The sequence below is a fragment of the Echinicola salinicaeni genome (assembly GCF_014280965.1).
GTDB classification, from domain to species: Bacteria; Bacteroidota; Bacteroidia; order Cytophagales; family Cyclobacteriaceae; genus Echinicola; species Echinicola salinicaeni.
The window spans coordinates 72130-90505 of the sequence record NZ_JACODZ010000005.1 but is presented as its reverse complement, the minus strand read 5'-3'; the positions used below and the strand labels follow the sequence as shown (position 1 = coordinate 90505).

Genomic DNA, 18376 nt, shown 5'->3' with positions numbered 1-18376 from the left:
GTGCTTTTTGCTCTTTATAACTTGATGTAAAATTACAAAAAATAGATGTTTGGCCTCCTTGTGTGTATTTTATTAGAAAAATAAACTATTATATGTAATTTTATAGTTAAAAATAACTGTTAAACCTGTTCGTTGGTTTCGGAATCAGATAATAAAATCTAGTAATGGACAAAGTTGATAAGAAGATATTGGCAGAACTACAGCGGAATGCCAAGCAGAATACTAAGGAAATAGCCAGTAAGATTGGCTTAAGTGTTACCCCAACCTATGAGCGAATCAAAAAGCTGGAAAAGCAAGGTGTCATTAAGACTTATGTAGCCTTAGTTGATCGAATTAAAATAGGAAAGGAAATAGAGGCTTACTGTCAGATTACAATGGCCCGCCATCAAAAGGGACTGTTGGAAGATATTAATGAAAAAGTACTGTCCTTTCCTGAGGTGATGGAGTGTCACCATGTTTCAGGCAACTATGATTTTTTGTTAAAAGTAGTGGTGGATGATATCCATGCTTTCCATCATTTTATCAATGAAAAATTAATTGTAGTAGATGGTATTTCCACCATCCACAGTGCTTTTGTGATGCATTCCATTAAGGAAAACACTGCCTATTCTTTTTAAATAGCTTGGAGCAAGGGAGGACTAATAAAGGTTGATCTACCTAAGATGATGAATATTACTAAAGGCGACCCAAGATAAAGTCATTCATGATCTGGACTGTTTTCTCGACACCATTGGTAGCCCTTACCATTGCTTTGATTTTGGATGCATTGTCAATAAATTTTTCTGATGTAACCTTACGAACAGCTTTCAATAAGCTTTTGGGAGTAACATCATAAATAGGGATTCGAACGGCCATGCCAGAACGGGCAAGCCCATCAAGGTTAGCTTGTTGTTCAGCTTGAAAACCAATTCCTACGACAGGAGTGCCGGCCCAAGCTGCAGTTTGGACAGTACCTTGCCCACCATGAATAACTGCTATGTCAGCCATTTCATTGACTAGATGAGCTGGAAGAAAGCGACAAGCATAAAAGCGATCGGATGGAATACCCAATTCTTTAGGATCTAAAATAGTAGTGGTGCTACAGACGATATTAAAGTCTTCTTTTTCCTTGAGCGTTGCTATGATCAAACGAAGGGTTTCAGGAAAACCTGAACTTCCTAAGGAACAAAAAATATTCAGTCCTGGTCCAGAAAATACCTTAGTGACTTCTTCAGGTAATGGGATTTCCATTTTAGAAAAAATGGGCCCAGAGTAATAATATCCTTGGTTGAGATCTTCCTCTTTTAAGCCACTTAAAATAGGCATGTCAGGTAAAAGGGTAATATCTCCTCTGACTAGATCGGTGATGTTATAAATTGGCTGGAGGCCAAAATGTTTTCTAGCCTCATTAAAGGTTGTCAGGGAAGCTTTAGCAGCATCTTTAAGAAGGACCCGTTTCATGATTTTTCGTTTAATGAAATCAGGCATGACCCTTCTCATAAAGAAATTTCTTTCCATGGTATTGGGCAATTATACATTTCCTGATGGATGAAAGCAGGGCAGTTGACGGTAGGAACCTGTGTAACCATAGGAAGTTTTGCATAGGGAATTGAGATCATACAACTAAGGTTAAGGCCTGCATAAACTCCGTCCGGTTGGTATGCTGCCAATGCTTCTAAATCAGCTTCAGCCATGCGGATCCATTGATCGGTTGTAAGGGGAAGGGGAGTCCCTACTTTGGCTTTGTAGCGATTGATGTCCATTATGATCTTATGCTGTTCCCAGGATAACTCAGGCCGAAGATCTTCTTCATCGATTCCCGCAGTTGCAATCATATGGTTATGAACACCACCATGATTAAAAAACTTAACTTTAGCACCGGTACTTTTCATGCCTTTTGCGGTTTCTAAGGCACGCGTAAAGTCTCCTAAGTTATGGCCATATGAAAAGAAGGCCCACTTTAGATCTGTAGTATGCATTGGTTGTGTGGTTGGTAAATCTGGACAGTAAAATGCCTCGTACAAAATAAATAATTCGCAAGTTAGCCATTTCTTATAAAACAGACTTCCTATTTATCGTGCAGATATAACAAGGTAAAAGTTCCAATCATCAAGTTAGATATAGCTTTTTCCTTTAACTATTAGCTTCTTATTTTGATAGAAAAATACTATTTAAAATTAGTCTAAATAACTTTAAGGTTTCTGATTTAGGTTATAGATTTGTTCTTAATTAAAATTAATCTAAATAAGAACATGAAAAGACTAATACTTTTACTGCTTTTTATCAGCTTTGGAGAGCTGCTATATGGACAGTCTACAGGTACAATAAGTGGCGACGTGCAAGATGAAGCAGGGAATCCATTACCGTATGCTTCGGTAATTCTTCAAGGAACCTCATATGGAGCTGCTACAGACGAAGAAGGAGGGTATCAATTCACTGCTCCGGTTGGAAATTATACTTTAATTGTGTCGGAAGTAGGATTTACTTCTTTGAAAAGAGAAATAACAGTAAAGGCTGGACAGTTAAATAGCATTCCTTTAGTAAAACTTAAGGAAGCTCAGGAAGTATTGGGAGCGTTTACTGTAAGGGACCAAAAGAGTGAGTATAAAGTAGAGAAGCCTTCTGAAAGTCTTCGGCTGAATACCTCGTTGATAGAGACTCCACAAAATATCCAGATAATTACCGGTGAGCTTTTGGCAGATCAGCAGGTGATTGACATGAGTGATGGAGTACTTAGGAATGTCAGTGGAGCCACTCGTTTGGAACACTGGGGTAATATGTATGCCAGGGTAAATATGCGTGGTTCTCGTGCAGCAGCTTTTAGAAATGGGATGAATATTACGTCAAGCTGGGGTCCTCTTACTGAGGATATGAGTTTTGTTTCCCATGTTGAATTTGTCAAAGGGCCTGCAGGATTTATGATGTCCAATGGTGAACCAAGTGGGATCTATAATGTGGTGACTAAAAAGCCAACCGGAGAAACAAAGGGGGCTGTTAACCTCAGTATGGGTAGCTATGACCTTTACAGAGGAACGATGGACTTTGATGGAAAGTTGAGCAAGGGTGGTAAGTTGCTTTATAGGTTGAATGTGATGGGACAGAGCCAAAACTCTTTTCAGGATTACAATTTCAACAGACGATACAGTGTGGCGCCAGTACTGGACTATCAGTTGGATGAGAGGACCAAATTGACCTTGGAATATGTCTATCAATATGCTAAAATGGCCAATGTAGGATCTGCTTATGTTTTTTCTACCAAGGGGTATGGAATATATGATCAAAGGGCTACTATAGCAGAGCAAGGTTTGGATCCTACTATGGTTGATGACCACAGTGTCACGGCCAATTTACAACATGATATCAATGACAATTGGAAAATCACTGGGCAGTTGGCTTACTTCAACTCTGCACAGGAGGGAAGTTCTATGTGGTTAAGAGGTATTGATGAAAATGACCGTTTGGTTCGATATGTATCGATTTGGGATGCCATCAATGAAAATGCCTTTGGACAAGTATATGTCAATGGAGAGGTCAAAACGGGAGCTGTTAACCACCGAATTTTAGCAGGGCTTGACATGGGAACCAAGGAATATATTGCTGATTGGAGCCAAGCCCATAACTTGGATACTGAGGAGAATCCATTTGATATGAATGACAGATCTTATGGAACTCCAGCAAACGGTTTACCTCAATTTGATAGAACCAAGAGCCTTAAACAACGGGCCAACACTACTGTGATTAGCCAATCCTATTCTGGGATTTATGTGCAGGACGAATTGGGCTTTTTCGAGAACGATCTGAGATTGACTTTGGCAGGAAGATATACCTATGTAAGTCAAAGTTCTTACGGAACAGGAATGGAAGAAAGTCAAGTAACCCCTAGAGTAGGCTTGAGTTATTCTTTTGATAATCAAACATCAGTTTATGCCTTGTTTGATCAGTCTTTCGTGCCTCAGACAGGTGTGCTCAGAAATGGAGGTGATGTGAAGCCGATTACAGGAAATAATATGGAGGTTGGTGTAAAGCGTGATTTCTTTGACGGAAGGTGGAGTACTGGTATTTCAGCTTATAGGATATTGAAAAACAATCAGCTGGTACCTGATCCTCAAGATCCTGATGATCCAGATGACCAAGGCCAATATAGTCTTCAGCTCGGACAGACCAGGACCCAAGGGGTAGAATTTGATGCGAGGGGAGAATTGACAAAAGGAATGGTTTTGATTCTTAACTATGCCTATACCGACTCAGAAATCACCAAAGACAGTAGGGAAGATTTTGTGGGTAATGTGGTGCCTGGTTTTGCCAAGCACCTGGCCAATGGCTGGTTGAATTATAAAGTAGTGAATGGGACTTTGAAAGGATTTGGTCTATCTGCAGGATTTACCTACCAAGGAGATCGGACCACTTGGAACTGGTCTGCAGATACTCAAAGAGCTCTGCCAGACTATTTCAGGGTAGACGGTGGATTGTTCTGGGAAAATGATAACCTGACCCTTAGGGCCAATGTCTTTAATGTACTGGACAAATACCTTTACTCTGGAACTGCCTATGCAACTTATTACTATTATCAGGCAGAGGCACCAAGAAATGCTCGGTTGAGTGTTGGATTTAAATTTTAATTGTTCAGTCTTTTCTTCTTAAGTGTGCCCATAATTTCACTAGAGATGAAAAAGGTTGATTCAATAATATAATATCAAACTTTGCATATGAGAATGAATTGAAAATATCAAGGGAGGAGATTCCTCCCATTCAATTTCCGGTAAAAGATTTTAAGTCCTGTGAAGGGAGAGAGATGTTTTTTTATCCAAAATAGCTGGTTCTTTCCCGCACAGGCCCAAATTAATTTTTCAACCTCAAGTGATGAAATATGAATAATTGCAGTCCTGAAGTATTAATGATGAAAGGCGATTTTATCCTCACCAGGTGTGAGCACTGTGGTCGTATGGTGATGATGTATGGCCAATGTATGGTTGGTTTCAGTGAAATCGATTTTAAGGGCTTTTGTCTATATATAGGTGGAATTTCATTTGAAGGAGACTATAGTCCTTTTTATGATGGTGTGGATAGGATCGTATTGGAAACTTACCATATGGACATTCAATTTTCATTGCTAGAGGAGGACTTTTACAGGTTAAAATCTTATTTACAGGAAGCACAAGTGCAAATAAAAATCAATGATTTATTAAGAAACTAACATTAAAAAAAATAACAGATGAAAACTAAATTCAGCTTATTATTGGCCATGGCTTTATTGATCAACTTAGGCAATGCTATGGCACATGCATTATGGATCGAAACTGCCATCAAAGGAAAAAAGGGAGAAGCACAAGAAATCAAAATTTACTATGGTGAGTATGCAGAAGGGGTGATAGAGCAAGTGGAAGATTGGTATTCAGATGTAAAGGAATTTGAGCTTTGGTTGATCGACCCTGAGGGTAACAAAACCCTTTTGGAAACTGAAGGAAAAAAGGATCATTTTACCAGTAGTTTTACTCCTGAGATGGATGGAGTGTACCGTCTTCAGATAGGACATGCTGCCCAGGATCTAGGAGGGGAGTATCTCTATCAATTCAATACTGCCACACAAGTAAGTGTCGGAAAAGTCAATGAGATGGGCCTAGAGGGAGCCAAAACAGATTTGGCTTTGCTCTTGTCTACACCAGTTAATGGAAAGCTGAAAGAAAGCCTGTCATTTAAGACCTACTTTAAGAATAATCCTAAAGCAGGAGTGAAAGTTGCTGTGGCCAGTCCAGAAGGTTGGAGCAAGGAATATGAGTCAAATGAAGAAGGCGAAGTGACCATTGAAATGCCTTGGAAGGGGCAATACCTCATTGAAGCGACTTATACAGAAGAAGTGTCCGGAGAGCATCAAGGGGTCCCGTATGAATTTATCTGGAGATGTGCCACCCAAAGTATAGAAAAATAGGTTTGTAATTTTTTAACTGACTGACGACCCCATCAAAGTGAAGACTTTGGTGGGGATTTTTTTTCCATTTTGATAATAAAGCTGCTCGGGATTTTAAATCCCGAGCAGCTTATAAAAAGTTATATTATGGCCGAATCAATAGAGATTGACTTTGGAACTATTATCTTTTTCAATATTGATCTGATTAAGAGGCGATTGTTGAATAGTGATCTTACTATTGGTCATTTTTAGGTCTAATGTTTTATTGATGTTTCTAATAAAAGCTTCAGACTGATCAAGAGATAATTCTAAGGAATCACTATGGTGGATAAAATTTTTGGCGTTTTCGGATGACTGCAAGCTCAACTTATTTATTTTAAAGCTATTATTCATATCCAATCTTCCTCCTCGGTTTAAAACATTTAATGAATGGTAATTGCCTTGGATAGATACATTACTGTTTTTGGCTATGTCTATATTTTTTAGATCTGATACATCAATAGTAATAAATTGATTAGGGCTAACATTTTCGTTAGCGCTGATACTCACAAAGCAAGTGTCATTTTTAATTTGAACATTGTAAATGACAGTGGTAGTATCCTTATAGCCAATAATAGAGACTTTTGATTGTTCGCTTGACTTAACCGTGACTCTAGCGTGGTTTGTGATTTTAAGATTCGAAAAGCTTTCGTCCAATGTGAATTCCTTTAAAGGAGCCAAAGGATTGCTTTTTGTATTATGAACTCTTGAGTAATTGTCAGCTATAACAAAGCAAGTGGTTTGTAGAGTAATGGCAAATATTACAAAGCCTAATAATATTTTATTGCTGGTTTTCATTTGATATTTCTTTAATAGCGTTTAAAAGTGGTTTGAGATCATCGTGCGACAATTTGAGCAATTTTACTTTATGTACCAGTAGGGGTAGCTCTTGTTTAAGAAACTCTTCCTTTTGTCTTTGATGAATTTTTAATGCGGCTTTATCGGCTACAAAGAAGCCTATTCCCCGCTTATTGTCCAGAATGCCCTGATCTTGCAAAATGGAGTAAGTACGCATCACAGTGTTTCTGTTTACCTCCATCTCCTCTGCCAGTTCCCTAACGGAAGGCACACGGTTTCCAGGAGCAAATTTCTTTTGCAAAATTTGTTCACAAAGCCAATCGGCTATTTGAAGAAAGATATTTCTAGACTCCTTAAACTCCATATTATACCTCTCTTTCTTTAAGTCGGTAATATGCTGTTGCCCAAGAAACAAAGGAAAGTATGATGCCTATTGACATGGCAGAGATTAATATGAGGGGAATTTCATCATTGAAAAAAACAGGTTTGTCTCCTTTGAGGGTAATGTTCCAAAAATGTCTTGGGTCTGGATTAATAAAATTCGATAAAAGGACTAAGTATAAGTAGATAATAAATATTAATGCTGTTATACATATCGGCCCCAAAAATAAATTCCAATTCTTGAGATAGGTTGCTCCAAGAAATAGAAGAGATGCACCTAATGACCATAAAATACCAACGATTAAAAAAAGAATTTTCGCTTTTGGTTGCTCATTATAGTAGTGCGAAAAAGTAAATTTACTTATTTCGGGAAACATAGTTGTCTGAAAGCCTTTTTGGGAAATGTAGTATTTATGTATTCCCAAATAAATGTCCCCTGTTATGTTTGCTGTAAATTTGAATAATAAGGGATATAGTATTAAGAATAGAAATACCCTAATGCCCCATTGTAACAAGAACTTTTCAAAGGTCGAGGCAGGTAATAGAAGATATTTGAGCGTTTTTCGTTCATTTTTTAAACTAGGAAAACTATTACCTATGATGATTATACCATAAATAAAATATCCAAGAAATAAGGGGAAGGTATAGCTAGAAATCCCAAAATTAAGGGAGGTTGAATTGTAGCCGTTTTTAGTAATTTCCCCAGGGAAATTTAACCATAATACAAATCCTATTCCAAACATGGCCACAGGAATAGTAGCAATATAATAAAGCTTATTGTTGTTAAAGTCGTATTTAAATAGGTTCCAGAACCTATTTAAGCTAAAGGTTTCATTTTTTGAGTTCATGTGCTTAAGCATTTACAGGTTTAAGATAGACCAATTGTTTATTGACTACGGCATTGAAGAGAATTTCCAAGGAAACTTGTGATGGATGTTGTCCGGATTGCAGTGGCCTGATGTAATGATAACCGCCCATATTTTTCTCCACATAGACGCTGTCTTCGTCCGCTTGTGGTGCAAAACCAAAGTACCAGCGGTCACTGATGGTAAGCATATCCTCATCAAAAATCACCTTGCCATTATCGACCATCACGACTCTATCAATCAGGTTTTCCACATCCTTTACCTGATGGGTGCTGATAATGATGGTTTGGTCTTCTTGTATATTGGCAGTGACCAGTTTTCTGAACAAACTTTTGGAAGGAATATCCAAACCATTGGTAGGCTCATCCAATAGCAGCAACTTGCAGTTGGAGGAAAGGGCAAAGGCTATAAGGAACTTTTTCCTCTGTCCATAGGACATTCTACCAAGCTTTTTGTCCCTAGGAAGATTGAATTCATCCAACAGTTTGTCCAGCTTTTCGTGATCAAATCGTGGATAGAATGAGGCCAATGATTTGGTATACTGCTTCATACTGGTCCTTTCTGGTAAAAAGTTTTCCTCGGGCAAAAGAATCAATTCTTCCAAAAACAGTGGTGAACGGTCAAATGGAGTGAACCCATTGATATTGATCGAACCGGAATGTGGTTTTAAAAGCCCGCTGAGCAGTCTTAAAAGTGTAGACTTACCAGCACCATTTTTCCCTAAAAGGCCTATTACCTGTCCAGGATGGACTTCCCAGTCCATTTGATTGAAAAGTTGAGTTTGCTTTTTATGGGCGAAACTCATGTTGTTTAACAAAATCATACTCTAGTGTTTTAGTGTCATAGTGTATTATGACAGTAAATAAATAACTAAAAAACTATTAATACAAGTAAAGGAAGAAAAAAGTAACAAGGACTTAGTACTAAGTATCAGGTATCAAGTACAAAGTATGGAGTGCGAAGTATACACCAAGAGAAAAGATGTAAGAAAAATGAAACTGATCAGTAAGAACCTGGGTGGAATTTGCAATTCTATCTATCATGTAAAAGGGATTTGTAATCCCTAGATAGATTGCATGTTTTCCAGTTGAAGTCTGATTACTTCCCCATAATCGACCTTTAATTCAAAGGAATCCTTCAGTGCAATATTATTTACATGTGCATGAATTGCCCGGATGGGGCCGGCATGGGTAATAATGGCTATGGGACCTACAGATAATTTGTTTAGTTCATTCAAAAAATCAATTCCTCTGTTTGAAAGTTCATGGTAGGATTCTCCATTGGGGCATGGGATATGGACAAAGTCCTCCATCCATGGATTGAGTTCTTCCTGAGGGATTTTATTCCATGCTTTCATTTCCCAAGCTCCAAAATTAAGTTCCATCAGTCGATGGTCTTCTATAATACCATCCCCAAAGAGGCCGATGGCAAGTTTTTTGCACCTTTTCAAAGGGCTGGAATAGACTGATTGGAAATTGATATTATTGGGAATGTTTTTTCTGACTGCTGTTAATTCTTTTTCGAAACTTTCAGCCAAATCCAAATCTGTTTGGCCATAGCAAATGCCTTTGTTTATAGCCGGCTGTGTATGTCGGATCAGGAAAATTTCCATATGACCAAAAGGCTAAGGTAAAAGATTACTTCAGTGATCTGTTGTACAGCGCCTAAGGTGTCACCAGTAAAGCCTCCTATCCATTTATTGAACCAGCGACCTAACCACCATTTTGCAATGAAACAAGGGATCAAGACCAAGAATACGGCATAGTTTTGAAAGAGGGCTAAGGGTAATAGGCCTGCAATAGTGGCTATAAAGAGGTCAATATTATTGATTTTTTCCTTGGCCATTGGTTTGGACTTACTACCGATCGTATCGTTTAATTTGGCATATTGATGAGTTTTGAAAAAAGTTAAGGCCATAAACCTACTGATGGCATGACCTGAAATAAAACAAGCCAATAAAGACTGGTAAAACTCAAAGGAATAGGCGTTCCCCTTGGCCCATCGCACCAATTCCATCAATGCAAGAAACTTAAGGGGCAATAGGATGATAAGGCCTAGAACACCATAGGTGCCTAATCGGCTGTCTTTCATAATGGTCAGGATCTTTTCTTTGGTCCATCCACCTCCAAAACCATCTAGCGTGTCGGCAAAGCCATCTTCATGAAATCCACCAGTCAAAAGCATACTGATTCCCATGGAAAGTAAAATCGTGATCTGGACAGAAAGGAAATTCAAAAATATTAGTACAATCAAACCAGAAATACCTCCAACGATCCAGCCTATCATGGGGAAATATTTTCTGGATAAATTTAAATATTCTTCTGAATGGTCCACCCAACTTGGGCAAGGAATGCGGGTATAAAACATCACCGCAGTAAAGAAAGCCTGTATCTCTTTCTTCATAGATATATATTAAATAGTTCGTTCAAATTGGAATTTATGCCTTACTCACGCCGGCACTTTCAAAACTGGCCATTTCATTTAAAAAGGTACATGCGGCAGCTATAATAGGGTAGGCAACCGCCACCCCAGATCCTTCGCCGAGCCTCATTCCCAAACTTATAACTGGTTTGGCCTTTAAATGTTTTAACATTGCTTGATGTCCCTTTTCTTCCGAGCAATGGGTGAATATGCAATAGGATAATACATTTGGATTGATCTTATTTGCTATCAACAATGCGGCAGTTGAAATAAAACCATCAACTAAAATGACCATTCTTTTTTCAGCTGCCTTTAACATACCTCCGCATATTTGTGCAATTTCGAATCCTCCAAAAGTAGCTAAAATTGACAAAGGATCATTACTAGTATGTTGAAAATCAATGACCTTTTCCAAGGTTTTAAGTTTTTTCTGGAATTGTTCAGGATTGGTTCCTGTCCCCAAACCTACACAATCTTTTAATGGCAACTTACAAATGGCCTGCATGATCAATGCAGCAGATGAAGTATTGCCAATGCCCATTTCTCCAAAGCCGATGATATTGGTGCCATTATTGAAAACTTCGTCTACCAGATCAGCTCCCTTTTCTAATGCCATTAGAGCCTCCGTCTCCGACATGGCAGGAGCCAGAAGGTAATTTTTTGTTCCAAATGCTATTTTTGCATCAATCAAACCTGGTATTTTTCCGAAATTATGGTTAACCCCGGCATCAATAACTTTTACGCCTATATTGTTTTGTTGAGCCAATACATTTACCGCTGCTTTTCCAGAAAGAAAATTCAGGACCATCTGAAAGGTTACTTCTTGGGGGTAAGGGTTGACGAGTCCTTCTTTGGCAATGCCATGATCTCCAGCAAAGACAAGGATTTGTGGCTTTTTCAGTATTGGACGAGTACTTTGTTGTATCATACCAATTTGCAGAGCCAGTTCCTCTAGTTGGCCCAGGGAGCCTATAGGCTTAGTTTTTTGATCTATTTTTTGTTGGAGTTCCCCTTTTAATTCAGGGTTATCAATTTTATCAATCTCAAGTTTGATCATCAGTTTTGGGGACTAGGTCAATATAGTGAAAGCCTGAAAGTTGTTTTTTTTCTTCTGCTTTGGGCAGGCAAGAGTCATTCAAGTCCTTAGGTGTTTCATAACTTCTGAAAATTTTCTCTCCCAGCTCGAATTTAATGGGATGTTTGAATATCGGACCATCAAAAACAAAGGTGTGAAACTCACCATTTTCTCCACATGGGTCTACTGATGAAGGTAGTTCTTTCAGGAAATCTTGATCGATCACTTTTCCTACAAATTCTGCCGGTAAAAGATCTGCTTTTGCACAAACTACGACTGTTTTGAATCCTAGGTCCAGAAATTCCTGTATAAGGTTGTGGGTGTCTTTTTTCCAAAGTGGAAAATGCCCCTTAAGTCCCACTTCTTTTAATCGGTCTTCACGGTACTTTTTTAGGTCTTCCAAAAATATATCACCGAAAATACTGTGACTGATGTTTTGCTGTTTTAGCGGTTCAAGGTTTTCTCTCATTATCCTGTCATAATCGGACATGCTAGGCATTTCTGGTAACCTTATTTCTTGAATGGGAAGACCTAAAGATTCGCCTTGCGCGTATAATAATTCCTTGCGAACCCCATGCATGGATATTCGGTCAAATTGGGCATTAACCGTAGTCATCAATGATGTGACCTCGAATTTCTTTTCATGGAGTATATGATAAAGGGCCAATGCACTGTCTTTGCCGCCGCTCCAATTGAATACGCTTTTTATCATCTTATTTTAGCTCAATGGGTAATCCTGAAACCATAAATATAGCCTTGTCTGCATTTTTTGCAATAAATTGGTTGATCCAACCTTGGAGTTCAGTAAATTTTCTGCCAACCTCATTTTGAGCATGTATTCCCATGCCGATTTCATTGGAAATGATAATAAGGTTAGTGTTGGTGGCTGTATTTTCAAAAATGATTTCCAGTTCCTTTTTGCAGGATTTTAGGCAGGCTTCTATATCGTTTTTATTGTCCACGTACCAATTGGTTAACCATAAAGTCACACAGTCCATTAGCACAGTTTTGTTTTCAATATCTACTTTACTCAAGTACTTTTCTTCTTCAATGGTCGTCCATCTCTCATCCCTGTCAGAAAGGTGCTTATCTACTCTTTTTTTGAAATCTTCGTCCCAAATTCTCGAAGTGGCCAAGTAGTATGGGGTTTCAGAAAGTTGTTCAGCCAATTCCTGTGCATAACGACTTTTTCCGGATCTTTCACCTCCAGTAATATAGTAGATCATGATTTGTTAATTTTATCATATGGACAGTTCTTGCAGCCATTTCCACAGCACTTTCCCTGTCTAAGCAGGTACCAGGCAGTAAAAACATAAAAGCCTTGTTCATTTATAGTATAGTCTATTCCTTCTATTAATTGTTTAGGTAATCCCAGCTTTTGGATGGTTTTTACTTTTGGTCCATCTAGGGATGCCGTCCATTTGTTTATTCTTCTGATGGCTTCAGTTTTTAAGCAGACCGGACAGAGACAGCCTTTGCCTTCTTCCAGCGGTAGGATAGGAGGAAAAGCACTGCACCAGCATTGGCTGGAACAGTGAAATTTGTTTTGGCAATTAGGGCAGTGCTTTTCTATAACCTTCATTTAAAATTGGTACTTGGCGCCAATATTAAAGTTTCTTCCTCTGGTAGTGTAGCCATATATTGCCGTAAATTCTTCGTCCAATAAATTATTTATTCCGGCATATAATTTAAGCTTTTTATTTAGAACAGATTGTTGGGCATAGAGGTCTATTAGGCCATAACTATCCAATTCCAATTCTCCACCATAGCCCCAATCATAAATGGTTCTCTTGCTGGTGAAATTATATTTTAAAGAGACTACTGTATTGTCTGTTGGTTTTGCCATAAAGGTCATGCCCCATTTGTTTTTTGGAATCCTGTAAAATGTTTCAGGTTTATCGGTGCTTACATGGGCATAATTTCCATTTAACTCAAAGAACTGGTTGACTTTCCATGAAAAATCAGCTTCAAAACCTTCCACACGTCGCTCATTGGTAGTGTTTTGATATTCTCCTCTTACGTAATTCCCTTCATCATCATATATGGAAACAAAGTCTATGGGGTCTGATTCATCTCTAGTGAAGTGTACCAAGTTAATGGTAAAGTCTTGGCCTATATAGAAAGAAACACCTTGTTCGTAATTGATGGATTCTTCTGGTTGAAGGCCTTCATTTCCATAAAGAGGGGAATTCAATTGATATAGAGTAGGAGTGACATAGGAGCTGGAAACCGAAGCAAGAATTTTCATGCTCACCTTATCAGAAATGGCCGTTAAATAAGATGGATTCAAATTGTAAACTAATTTACTGTCATATTCTGAATGGGTATTGAGTCTGATTCCTCCATGGATATTGAAGCCAGCGTTGGATTCATAGAATAAACTTGCATAGGGATCGACCAATGTGAATTTGTTCTCATCAAAGTCCAATTCACCAGGCTGCTCATAAGAAAGTTGCTGTAGGTTCACACCCCAGAGACCTTTTAGGCCATTTAGGATTTGATGTTCTTGAGTCAGGTCAAGCTGTAAGTTTCTACCTTTGTATTCGCTAGGGAAACTGCTGATAAACTCCCTTTCATTGATATTATAGATAGATTTAAGTTTAATGGAACCTTTGCTGTAAGTATAGCTAGGGCTTAGGCCAAATCTAAATTGTTGACTGATTTGTTGATTGTCAGCATCGGTGAAAGTATTATCATCATAATCTGCTTCCATATCATCAAATGCAGATACAAAATCCACACGGAATCGGTCTGAAATAGCATAACCCAATTTCAATAGGGCATTTTGCCTTTTCATTCCATCTTTACCAAATGGAGTAGGGGATTGTTCCTCGGATGCAGATGAAAACCCATCTGAAAGGTAAGTGCTTCCTGAAAGCATATAATTAAATTTATTGCTTTTACCATTTAGGTTAAGACCTCCTCTGTAGGTTCCAAATGAACCTCCATTGATATCCACAGAACCTGCCAAGGATTTATCCTCTTGTCCTGATTTAAGTTTAATGCTGATAACTGCAGCAGAAGCACCTGTTCCATAAAGCGTGCTCAATCCACCTTTTAAAACTTCAATGGATGCTACTTGGTCCAAAGATAGTAACCTAAGGTCATAGGTAGAGGCTATTCCAGAGGGATCATTGATAGGGACACCGTCTATGAGAATTAGGGTGTTTTTGCTGCTAGCACCTCTGACAAAATAATTGATGTTGGTACCTGGTGAGCCGAAATTACCTTCTATTTGTATCCCAGGGACTTCATTGAGCAGGTCGGCGACAGTTTTTCCAGCATTTTGTTCAATGGCTTCCTGATCCAGTTTGTAAATAGACTTTCCGGATTTTTCTACTGGAATTTCAAATTTGGTACCTGTAACTACTACCTCTTCCAATTCAGTAGTGTCTTGGGAAAATGCTTGAGAGGGAGAGAAATAAAGGCCAGCCAATACTATTGAAGCAGCCAATTTTCTCCCTTTTTGTGTAAAGGGAACAATACTTTTGTTCATAGCGTAATGATGAATATTAAGAGTTTGACACTATGAACTTTCTGGGAAAACTGATAAAAACACCCTCAGCGCTAAGAATGATTTTTTCATGGCTTTTCACCCGAAAGCTCTGAATAACAGTTATTGGCAGGTCTTCTGACTTACTTCACTTTTGACGGCCTTCCCGTTTGCCTAGGCAGACAGTGGCTGTAGATGCCAAAAGCTGTGTTGAAGCTTACAGCTGCGGGTACAGTTTCGGACTTACACCGAATTCCCTATTAAACCCATCTCTATAAATTGGAGATAGGTACCAAAAACTTGTGCAAAGGTAATTATTTTTTAGAAATCAGCTTAAAAAAATAGTTTTAGTATGATTTTAATGGAAGGATAAAAAAAAGCATCCATGTAATGTCAAAGATGCTTTTTAAAATATGAACATCCGCAATTGTACTAGATAAGGTCAAAAGAGGCTTTAAACGATTGCTTAAACTAAAACAAAACCTGCGTCATGCTTCGGCTTTTAATCTTCCGTCTTCCGATCTCTTCATCAAAGGATTTCAGGTTACTTGCATTAGCGGATAATCAGGTTTTAGAATAAATGATTCCTAATTATTTCAAGATGTCTTCTATTTTGGTAAGTTCTTCATTTGAAAAATCCAGTCTGTTCAGACATTTTAGGGAATCTTCTAATTGGCCGGTTTTGCTGACACCAATAAGCACTGAAGTAACCCTGTCATCTTTTAACAACCATGAAAGGGCCATTTGGGCTAGACTCTGACCTCTTTCTTTGGCCATTTCATTTAAAGCTTTTATTTTATTCAAGGTTGTTTCGGTGATATCAGATTCTTGGAGAAAACCATGTGATTTTGCTGCCCTGGAATCCTCAGGTATTCCCTTTAAATATTTGTCGGTCAACATCCCCTGCGCCAATGGAGAGAATGGGATACATCCAACCCCTTCTTGGCCCAAGACATCCATTAAACCACCTTCTACCCAACGTTCAAACATAGAGTATTTTGGTTGGTGTATAAGGCATGGTGTTCCCATTTCCCTTAGTAGCTTGATGGCCTTTTGGGCTTTTTCTGCTGGATAATTGGAAATTCCTACATACAATGCTTTTCCTTGCTGAACAATTTGGTGAAGGGCTCCCATGGTTTCTTCCAATGGCGTTTCAGGATCAGGCCTGTGGTGGTAAAAAATATCTACGTAATCCAGCCCCATTCTTTTCAAACTTTGGTCAAGACTGGATATTAAGTATTTCTTTGAGCCCCAATCACCATAAGGGCCATCCCACATCAAGTACCCAGCTTTGGAAGAAATCACCATTTCATCTCTAAGACCTGCAAAATCTTCTTTTAAAATTTTACCGAAATTTTCTTCAGCGGAACCAGGAGGAGGACCGTAGTTATTGGCCAAGTCGAAGTGGGTAATACCTGAATCGAATGCCAATTGCAATATTTTTCGGGAATTTTCCAGCACATCCACATGGCCGAAATTATGCCAAAGCCCCAAGGAAAGCGCTGGGAGCTTCAGTCCACTTTTTCCACAGCGACGATAGATCATATTATTATATCGATCGGGATGAGGTAAATAACTCATAAGGTTTATTGTGGTTTTAAAATTTTACAAAGTATGCAATATAATCAGAATGATTCAGCTTTTCTCCATCTCCGAAAAAGAGAGCTAACAAAATTATTTTAAAGTGTGAATTGCTTACGGTTTTTAGGTTTGAAGAGCAAAACAATAGTTTTGAACCCCTTCATATACAAGGATAACTGTGTTTGGTTAGTGGTTTGAAGTATAAAAAACATTGTTTAAAATACGTTTTTATATATAAAAAATGAACAAATATTTGTTTGTTTGAAATTTATTGCTGACATTAGGTTTATAGATAATCAAAATAACCTAAGAGTAAAGAAGTTAGTCATAAGGTTAAATTTTTGTTTCATTAATTGTTTTTGATATGCTATTAGAACAAAGAAGAATGAAGCCCAATTTTCTTCCAGCTTATGGAAAGAAAACATTCGAGAGGAACCTGATGCCATTATTGGATTGGATTCCCATGATGCAAAAAGAGTTTGATAGGGTAGAAAAAATAATTGGGAATGAACTTAAACCTGAAGCTGCTTACTATTATTATGATTTCTATGATTTAGCTCAGATTATAAAAAGGAAGTTGCTAGAAAATCCACCCATACAAGTGTCAGATTTGATTGCAGCAAAAGCAAAATTGGATTTTGGAACTGATGTTTTTCCGAATTATAACAGGGAGATTTTGTGGGAGCTACTAGGTGCAGCTGTGCAGATTGACCAAGCTAATCACTCTTATTTAGAGAATAAAATAAAGGATAAAACTGTTTTGAAATTGCTTACTGCTATTAAAAATTCTTTTCGTTGATTTTTTTAATATGTCAAACTTGGTGAGAAAGGTTCGGGAAATTTTCCCGAACCTTTTTATTTTTCATGATTATTCGTTTTCATTCCAGAAAAATTTTTGACACAGTCTTTTTGGTCCTAAACGGAGGTTCCAGGGATCTAACTTGCGGAAGGCTGGTTTGCAGGGAATAAAATCCAATTTCTCTTGGGTTTCGGGTTCTTCTTTAAAGAGTATCATATTATTCTAAAGCTGCTTGTGTTTTTAATGATATACAGAAAGTTTTTGTCTGATTTATCAAGGACTTGTTTGGTGTTCTTTAATTATAAATATTTGATTAAATAATTGAAATTAAGCTATTATATAAAAATACCTTAATTACGGTATTTTATTATTGTAAATATATTTTAAGGTGGATAGATGCTTGTTGGTTATGTTGATAAGTTGTTGATAAAAATAGGCCAAGGGACTGTTTTTATCATTGTTTTTGTAAAAATCTCTTCCTACTTTTAACTCATAGAAGGCCATATAGATGGTTTTATTGTAAGAAGACGTTAAAATTTCAACTGTTTGTAGCTACCATTTTCAATTAATTATAATCCCATTGCTAGATGGGATGTCAGCCAAAGGACCTTTTTAAGGAATCACCAGTATCTCTAAAGTACAAATAAAAATTATTACTATTATATTTATGTTAATTTCATCTACCAGTGGATTTCTCTCAATAGTGAACTGTCCTTCAGATGGAGATCATGTTCTTGTAAGGGCAACGAAAAAAGTGGTCTTGTCTCGATTATTCGATGATAGAAGGATTAAGTTTATTGAAGAAGAAGGCTTTGATTTCGGTGTATCGGTTTGCAAGCAGGAGCTTGCTGATATCCTAGTAAAGATGGTCAAGAGTATAGATTATACCAATTTCGAATCGGGCTTCATTGCAGCAGATGCTTGATAAGTTTTTATTGAATTTGAAATTGTTTTTGGGTTGAATTATCGTGTTCTTGATTTTTAATAATGCAAGGCAGCTTGTTTTATGTTATATAATCCCCATTTTTTTCGTTTCATA

The 18376-nt window shown here is 37.8% G+C and carries 21 protein-coding genes and 1 riboswitch; of the genes, 7 read left to right on the top strand and 14 right to left on the bottom strand.

The genetic code is table 11. The features are described 5' to 3' along the window. The first annotated feature begins 164 nt into the window (after positions 1-164). Entirely contained in the window at positions 165-617 is a 453-nt protein-coding gene (locus H7U17_RS10405) for an Lrp/AsnC family transcriptional regulator (RefSeq protein ID WP_186756659.1), read from the top strand. Between the two features lie 58 nt (positions 618-675). On the opposite strand, the gene H7U17_RS10400 is transcribed toward H7U17_RS10405, so the two are convergent. Then, positions 676-1440 carry a glycosyltransferase gene (locus H7U17_RS10400; protein ID WP_186756658.1) on the bottom strand — a complete coding sequence of 255 codons (765 nt, stop codon included), beginning with the start codon at positions 1438-1440 and terminating at the stop codon, positions 676-678. A gap of 35 nt (positions 1441-1475) precedes the next feature. Further along, positions 1476-1958, bottom strand: a complete 483-nt coding sequence (locus H7U17_RS10395; protein WP_186756657.1) for a hypothetical protein — start codon at positions 1956-1958, stop codon at positions 1476-1478. A gap of 273 nt (positions 1959-2231) precedes the next feature. On the opposite strand from H7U17_RS10395, the gene H7U17_RS10390 reads away from it, so the two are divergent. The 3 genes from H7U17_RS10390 to H7U17_RS10380 all read left to right on the top strand — a co-directional run bounded on the left by H7U17_RS10390 (position 2232) and on the right by H7U17_RS10380 (position 5905). Then, positions 2232-4598, top strand: a complete 2367-nt coding sequence (locus tag H7U17_RS10390) for a TonB-dependent receptor (protein ID WP_186756656.1) — start codon at positions 2232-2234, stop codon at positions 4596-4598. 248 nt (positions 4599-4846) lie between these two features. Further along, entirely contained in the window at positions 4847-5173 is a 327-nt protein-coding gene (locus H7U17_RS10385) for a hypothetical protein (protein WP_186756655.1), read from the top strand. Positions 5174-5191: 18 nt separating this feature from the next. After that, positions 5192-5905 carry a DUF4198 domain-containing protein gene (locus H7U17_RS10380; protein ID WP_186756654.1) on the top strand — a complete coding sequence of 238 codons (714 nt, stop codon included), beginning with the start codon at positions 5192-5194 and terminating at the stop codon, positions 5903-5905. Positions 5906-6040: 135 nt separating this feature from the next. Here the strand turns inward: H7U17_RS10380 and H7U17_RS10375 are convergent, their stop codons facing one another. The 10 genes from H7U17_RS10375 to H7U17_RS20650 all read right to left on the bottom strand — a co-directional run bounded on the left by H7U17_RS10375 (position 6041) and on the right by H7U17_RS20650 (position 12818). Next, on the bottom strand, positions 6041-6721 hold the full coding sequence (locus H7U17_RS10375; RefSeq protein ID WP_186756653.1) for a hypothetical protein: 681 nt from the start codon (positions 6719-6721) through the stop codon (positions 6041-6043). After that, on the bottom strand, positions 6705-7085 hold the full coding sequence (locus tag H7U17_RS10370; protein ID WP_186756652.1) for a GntR family transcriptional regulator: 381 nt from the start codon (positions 7083-7085) through the stop codon (positions 6705-6707). Before H7U17_RS10370 ends, H7U17_RS10375 begins: the two co-directional genes overlap by 17 nt. A gap of 1 nt (position 7086) precedes the next feature. After that, complete coding sequence (locus H7U17_RS10365; RefSeq protein ID WP_186756651.1) at positions 7087-7950, bottom strand: hypothetical protein; 864 nt, start codon at positions 7948-7950, stop codon at positions 7087-7089. Positions 7951-7954: 4 nt separating this feature from the next. Then, entirely contained in the window at positions 7955-8791 is an 837-nt protein-coding gene (locus H7U17_RS10360) for an ATP-binding cassette domain-containing protein (RefSeq protein ID WP_186756650.1), read from the bottom strand. 240 nt (positions 8792-9031) lie between these two features. Next, on the bottom strand, positions 9032-9580 hold the full coding sequence (gene cobC / locus H7U17_RS10355) for an alpha-ribazole phosphatase (protein ID WP_186756649.1): 549 nt from the start codon (positions 9578-9580) through the stop codon (positions 9032-9034). Beyond that, complete coding sequence (locus H7U17_RS10350) at positions 9565-10371, bottom strand: adenosylcobinamide-GDP ribazoletransferase (protein ID WP_186756648.1); 807 nt, start codon at positions 10369-10371, stop codon at positions 9565-9567. The genes cobC and H7U17_RS10350 overlap by 16 nt, the downstream gene beginning before the upstream one ends. A 34-nt stretch (positions 10372-10405) precedes the next feature. Continuing rightward, the gene (cobT, locus tag H7U17_RS10345) at positions 10406-11446 is read right to left on the bottom strand and encodes a nicotinate-nucleotide--dimethylbenzimidazole phosphoribosyltransferase (RefSeq protein ID WP_186756647.1); all 1041 of its coding nucleotides are present in this window, start codon (positions 11444-11446) and stop codon (positions 10406-10408) included. After that, the gene (locus tag H7U17_RS10340) at positions 11433-12176 is read right to left on the bottom strand and encodes a Dph6-related ATP pyrophosphatase (protein WP_186756646.1); all 744 of its coding nucleotides are present in this window, start codon (positions 12174-12176) and stop codon (positions 11433-11435) included. Before H7U17_RS10340 ends, cobT begins: the two co-directional genes overlap by 14 nt. A 1-nt stretch (position 12177) precedes the next feature. Continuing rightward, positions 12178-12690 (bottom strand): bifunctional adenosylcobinamide kinase/adenosylcobinamide-phosphate guanylyltransferase, encoded by a 513-nt coding sequence (locus H7U17_RS10335; protein WP_186756645.1) that lies wholly within the window; start codon positions 12688-12690, stop codon positions 12178-12180. After that, positions 12687-12818, bottom strand: coding sequence for a DUF5522 domain-containing protein (locus H7U17_RS20650; protein ID WP_317172740.1), 132 nt, complete (start codon positions 12816-12818; stop codon positions 12687-12689). Before H7U17_RS20650 ends, H7U17_RS10335 begins: the two co-directional genes overlap by 4 nt. A gap of 28 nt (positions 12819-12846) precedes the next feature. Between H7U17_RS20650 and H7U17_RS20645 the strand changes: the two genes are divergently transcribed. Next, a complete protein-coding gene (locus H7U17_RS20645; RefSeq protein WP_230981392.1) occupies positions 12847-13002 on the top strand; it encodes a hypothetical protein in 156 nt (51 codons plus the stop codon). Positions 13003-13046: 44 nt separating this feature from the next. On the opposite strand, the gene H7U17_RS10325 is transcribed toward H7U17_RS20645, so the two are convergent. After that, the gene (locus H7U17_RS10325) at positions 13047-14960 is read right to left on the bottom strand and encodes a TonB-dependent receptor plug domain-containing protein (protein ID WP_186756643.1); all 1914 of its coding nucleotides are present in this window, start codon (positions 14958-14960) and stop codon (positions 13047-13049) included. A 108-nt stretch (positions 14961-15068) separates the two neighbouring features. Continuing rightward, a riboswitch (cobalamin riboswitch) is annotated at positions 15069-15269 on the bottom strand. A gap of 279 nt (positions 15270-15548) precedes the next feature. Continuing rightward, positions 15549-16538: an L-glyceraldehyde 3-phosphate reductase gene (gene mgrA, locus H7U17_RS10320; protein ID WP_186756642.1), complete on the bottom strand. Its 990-nt coding sequence runs from the start codon at positions 16536-16538 to the stop codon at positions 15549-15551. A 364-nt stretch (positions 16539-16902) separates the two neighbouring features. Here mgrA and H7U17_RS10315 point away from each other — a divergent pair, with 364 nt between their 5' ends. Next, the gene (locus tag H7U17_RS10315; protein WP_186756641.1) at positions 16903-17337 is read left to right on the top strand and encodes a hypothetical protein; all 435 of its coding nucleotides are present in this window, start codon (positions 16903-16905) and stop codon (positions 17335-17337) included. A 667-nt stretch (positions 17338-18004) separates the two neighbouring features. After that, positions 18005-18262: a hypothetical protein gene (locus H7U17_RS10310; RefSeq protein WP_186756640.1), complete on the top strand. Its 258-nt coding sequence runs from the start codon at positions 18005-18007 to the stop codon at positions 18260-18262. The last annotated feature ends 114 nt before the right edge of the window (positions 18263-18376 follow it).

Coding starts and splice junctions, on each gene's coding strand:
- H7U17_RS20645 (WP_230981392.1), top strand. CDS start 12,847: ATGGTTTTTACTTTTGGTCCATCTAGGGATGCCGTCCATTTGTTTATT.
- H7U17_RS10385 (WP_186756655.1), top strand. CDS start 4,847: ATGAATAATTGCAGTCCTGAAGTATTAATGATGAAAGGCGATTTTATC.
- H7U17_RS10400 (WP_186756658.1), bottom strand. CDS start 1,440: ATGAAACGGGTCCTTCTTAAAGATGCTGCTAAAGCTTCCCTGACAACC.
- cobT (WP_186756647.1), bottom strand. CDS start 11,446: ATGATCAAACTTGAGATTGATAAAATTGATAACCCTGAATTAAAAGGG.
- mgrA (WP_186756642.1), bottom strand. CDS start 16,538: ATGAGTTATTTACCTCATCCCGATCGATATAATAATATGATCTATCGT.
- H7U17_RS10390 (WP_186756656.1), top strand. CDS start 2,232: ATGAAAAGACTAATACTTTTACTGCTTTTTATCAGCTTTGGAGAGCTG.
- H7U17_RS10340 (WP_186756646.1), bottom strand. CDS start 12,176: ATGATAAAAAGCGTATTCAATTGGAGCGGCGGCAAAGACAGTGCATTG.
- H7U17_RS10315 (WP_186756641.1), top strand. CDS start 16,903: ATGCTATTAGAACAAAGAAGAATGAAGCCCAATTTTCTTCCAGCTTAT.
- H7U17_RS10405 (WP_186756659.1), top strand. CDS start 165: ATGGACAAAGTTGATAAGAAGATATTGGCAGAACTACAGCGGAATGCC.
- H7U17_RS10395 (WP_186756657.1), bottom strand. CDS start 1,958: ATGCATACTACAGATCTAAAGTGGGCCTTCTTTTCATATGGCCATAAC.
- H7U17_RS10365 (WP_186756651.1), bottom strand. CDS start 7,950: ATGAACTCAAAAAATGAAACCTTTAGCTTAAATAGGTTCTGGAACCTA.
- H7U17_RS10335 (WP_186756645.1), bottom strand. CDS start 12,690: ATGATCTACTATATTACTGGAGGTGAAAGATCCGGAAAAAGTCGTTAT.
- H7U17_RS10380 (WP_186756654.1), top strand. CDS start 5,192: ATGAAAACTAAATTCAGCTTATTATTGGCCATGGCTTTATTGATCAAC.
- H7U17_RS10350 (WP_186756648.1), bottom strand. CDS start 10,371: ATGAAGAAAGAGATACAGGCTTTCTTTACTGCGGTGATGTTTTATACC.
- H7U17_RS10375 (WP_186756653.1), bottom strand. CDS start 6,721: ATGAAAACCAGCAATAAAATATTATTAGGCTTTGTAATATTTGCCATT.
- cobC (WP_186756649.1), bottom strand. CDS start 9,580: ATGGAAATTTTCCTGATCCGACATACACAGCCGGCTATAAACAAAGGC.
- H7U17_RS10310 (WP_186756640.1), top strand. CDS start 18,005: ATGTTAATTTCATCTACCAGTGGATTTCTCTCAATAGTGAACTGTCCT.
- H7U17_RS10325 (WP_186756643.1), bottom strand. CDS start 14,960: ATGAACAAAAGTATTGTTCCCTTTACACAAAAAGGGAGAAAATTGGCT.
- H7U17_RS10370 (WP_186756652.1), bottom strand. CDS start 7,085: ATGGAGTTTAAGGAGTCTAGAAATATCTTTCTTCAAATAGCCGATTGG.
- H7U17_RS10360 (WP_186756650.1), bottom strand. CDS start 8,791: ATGATTTTGTTAAACAACATGAGTTTCGCCCATAAAAAGCAAACTCAA.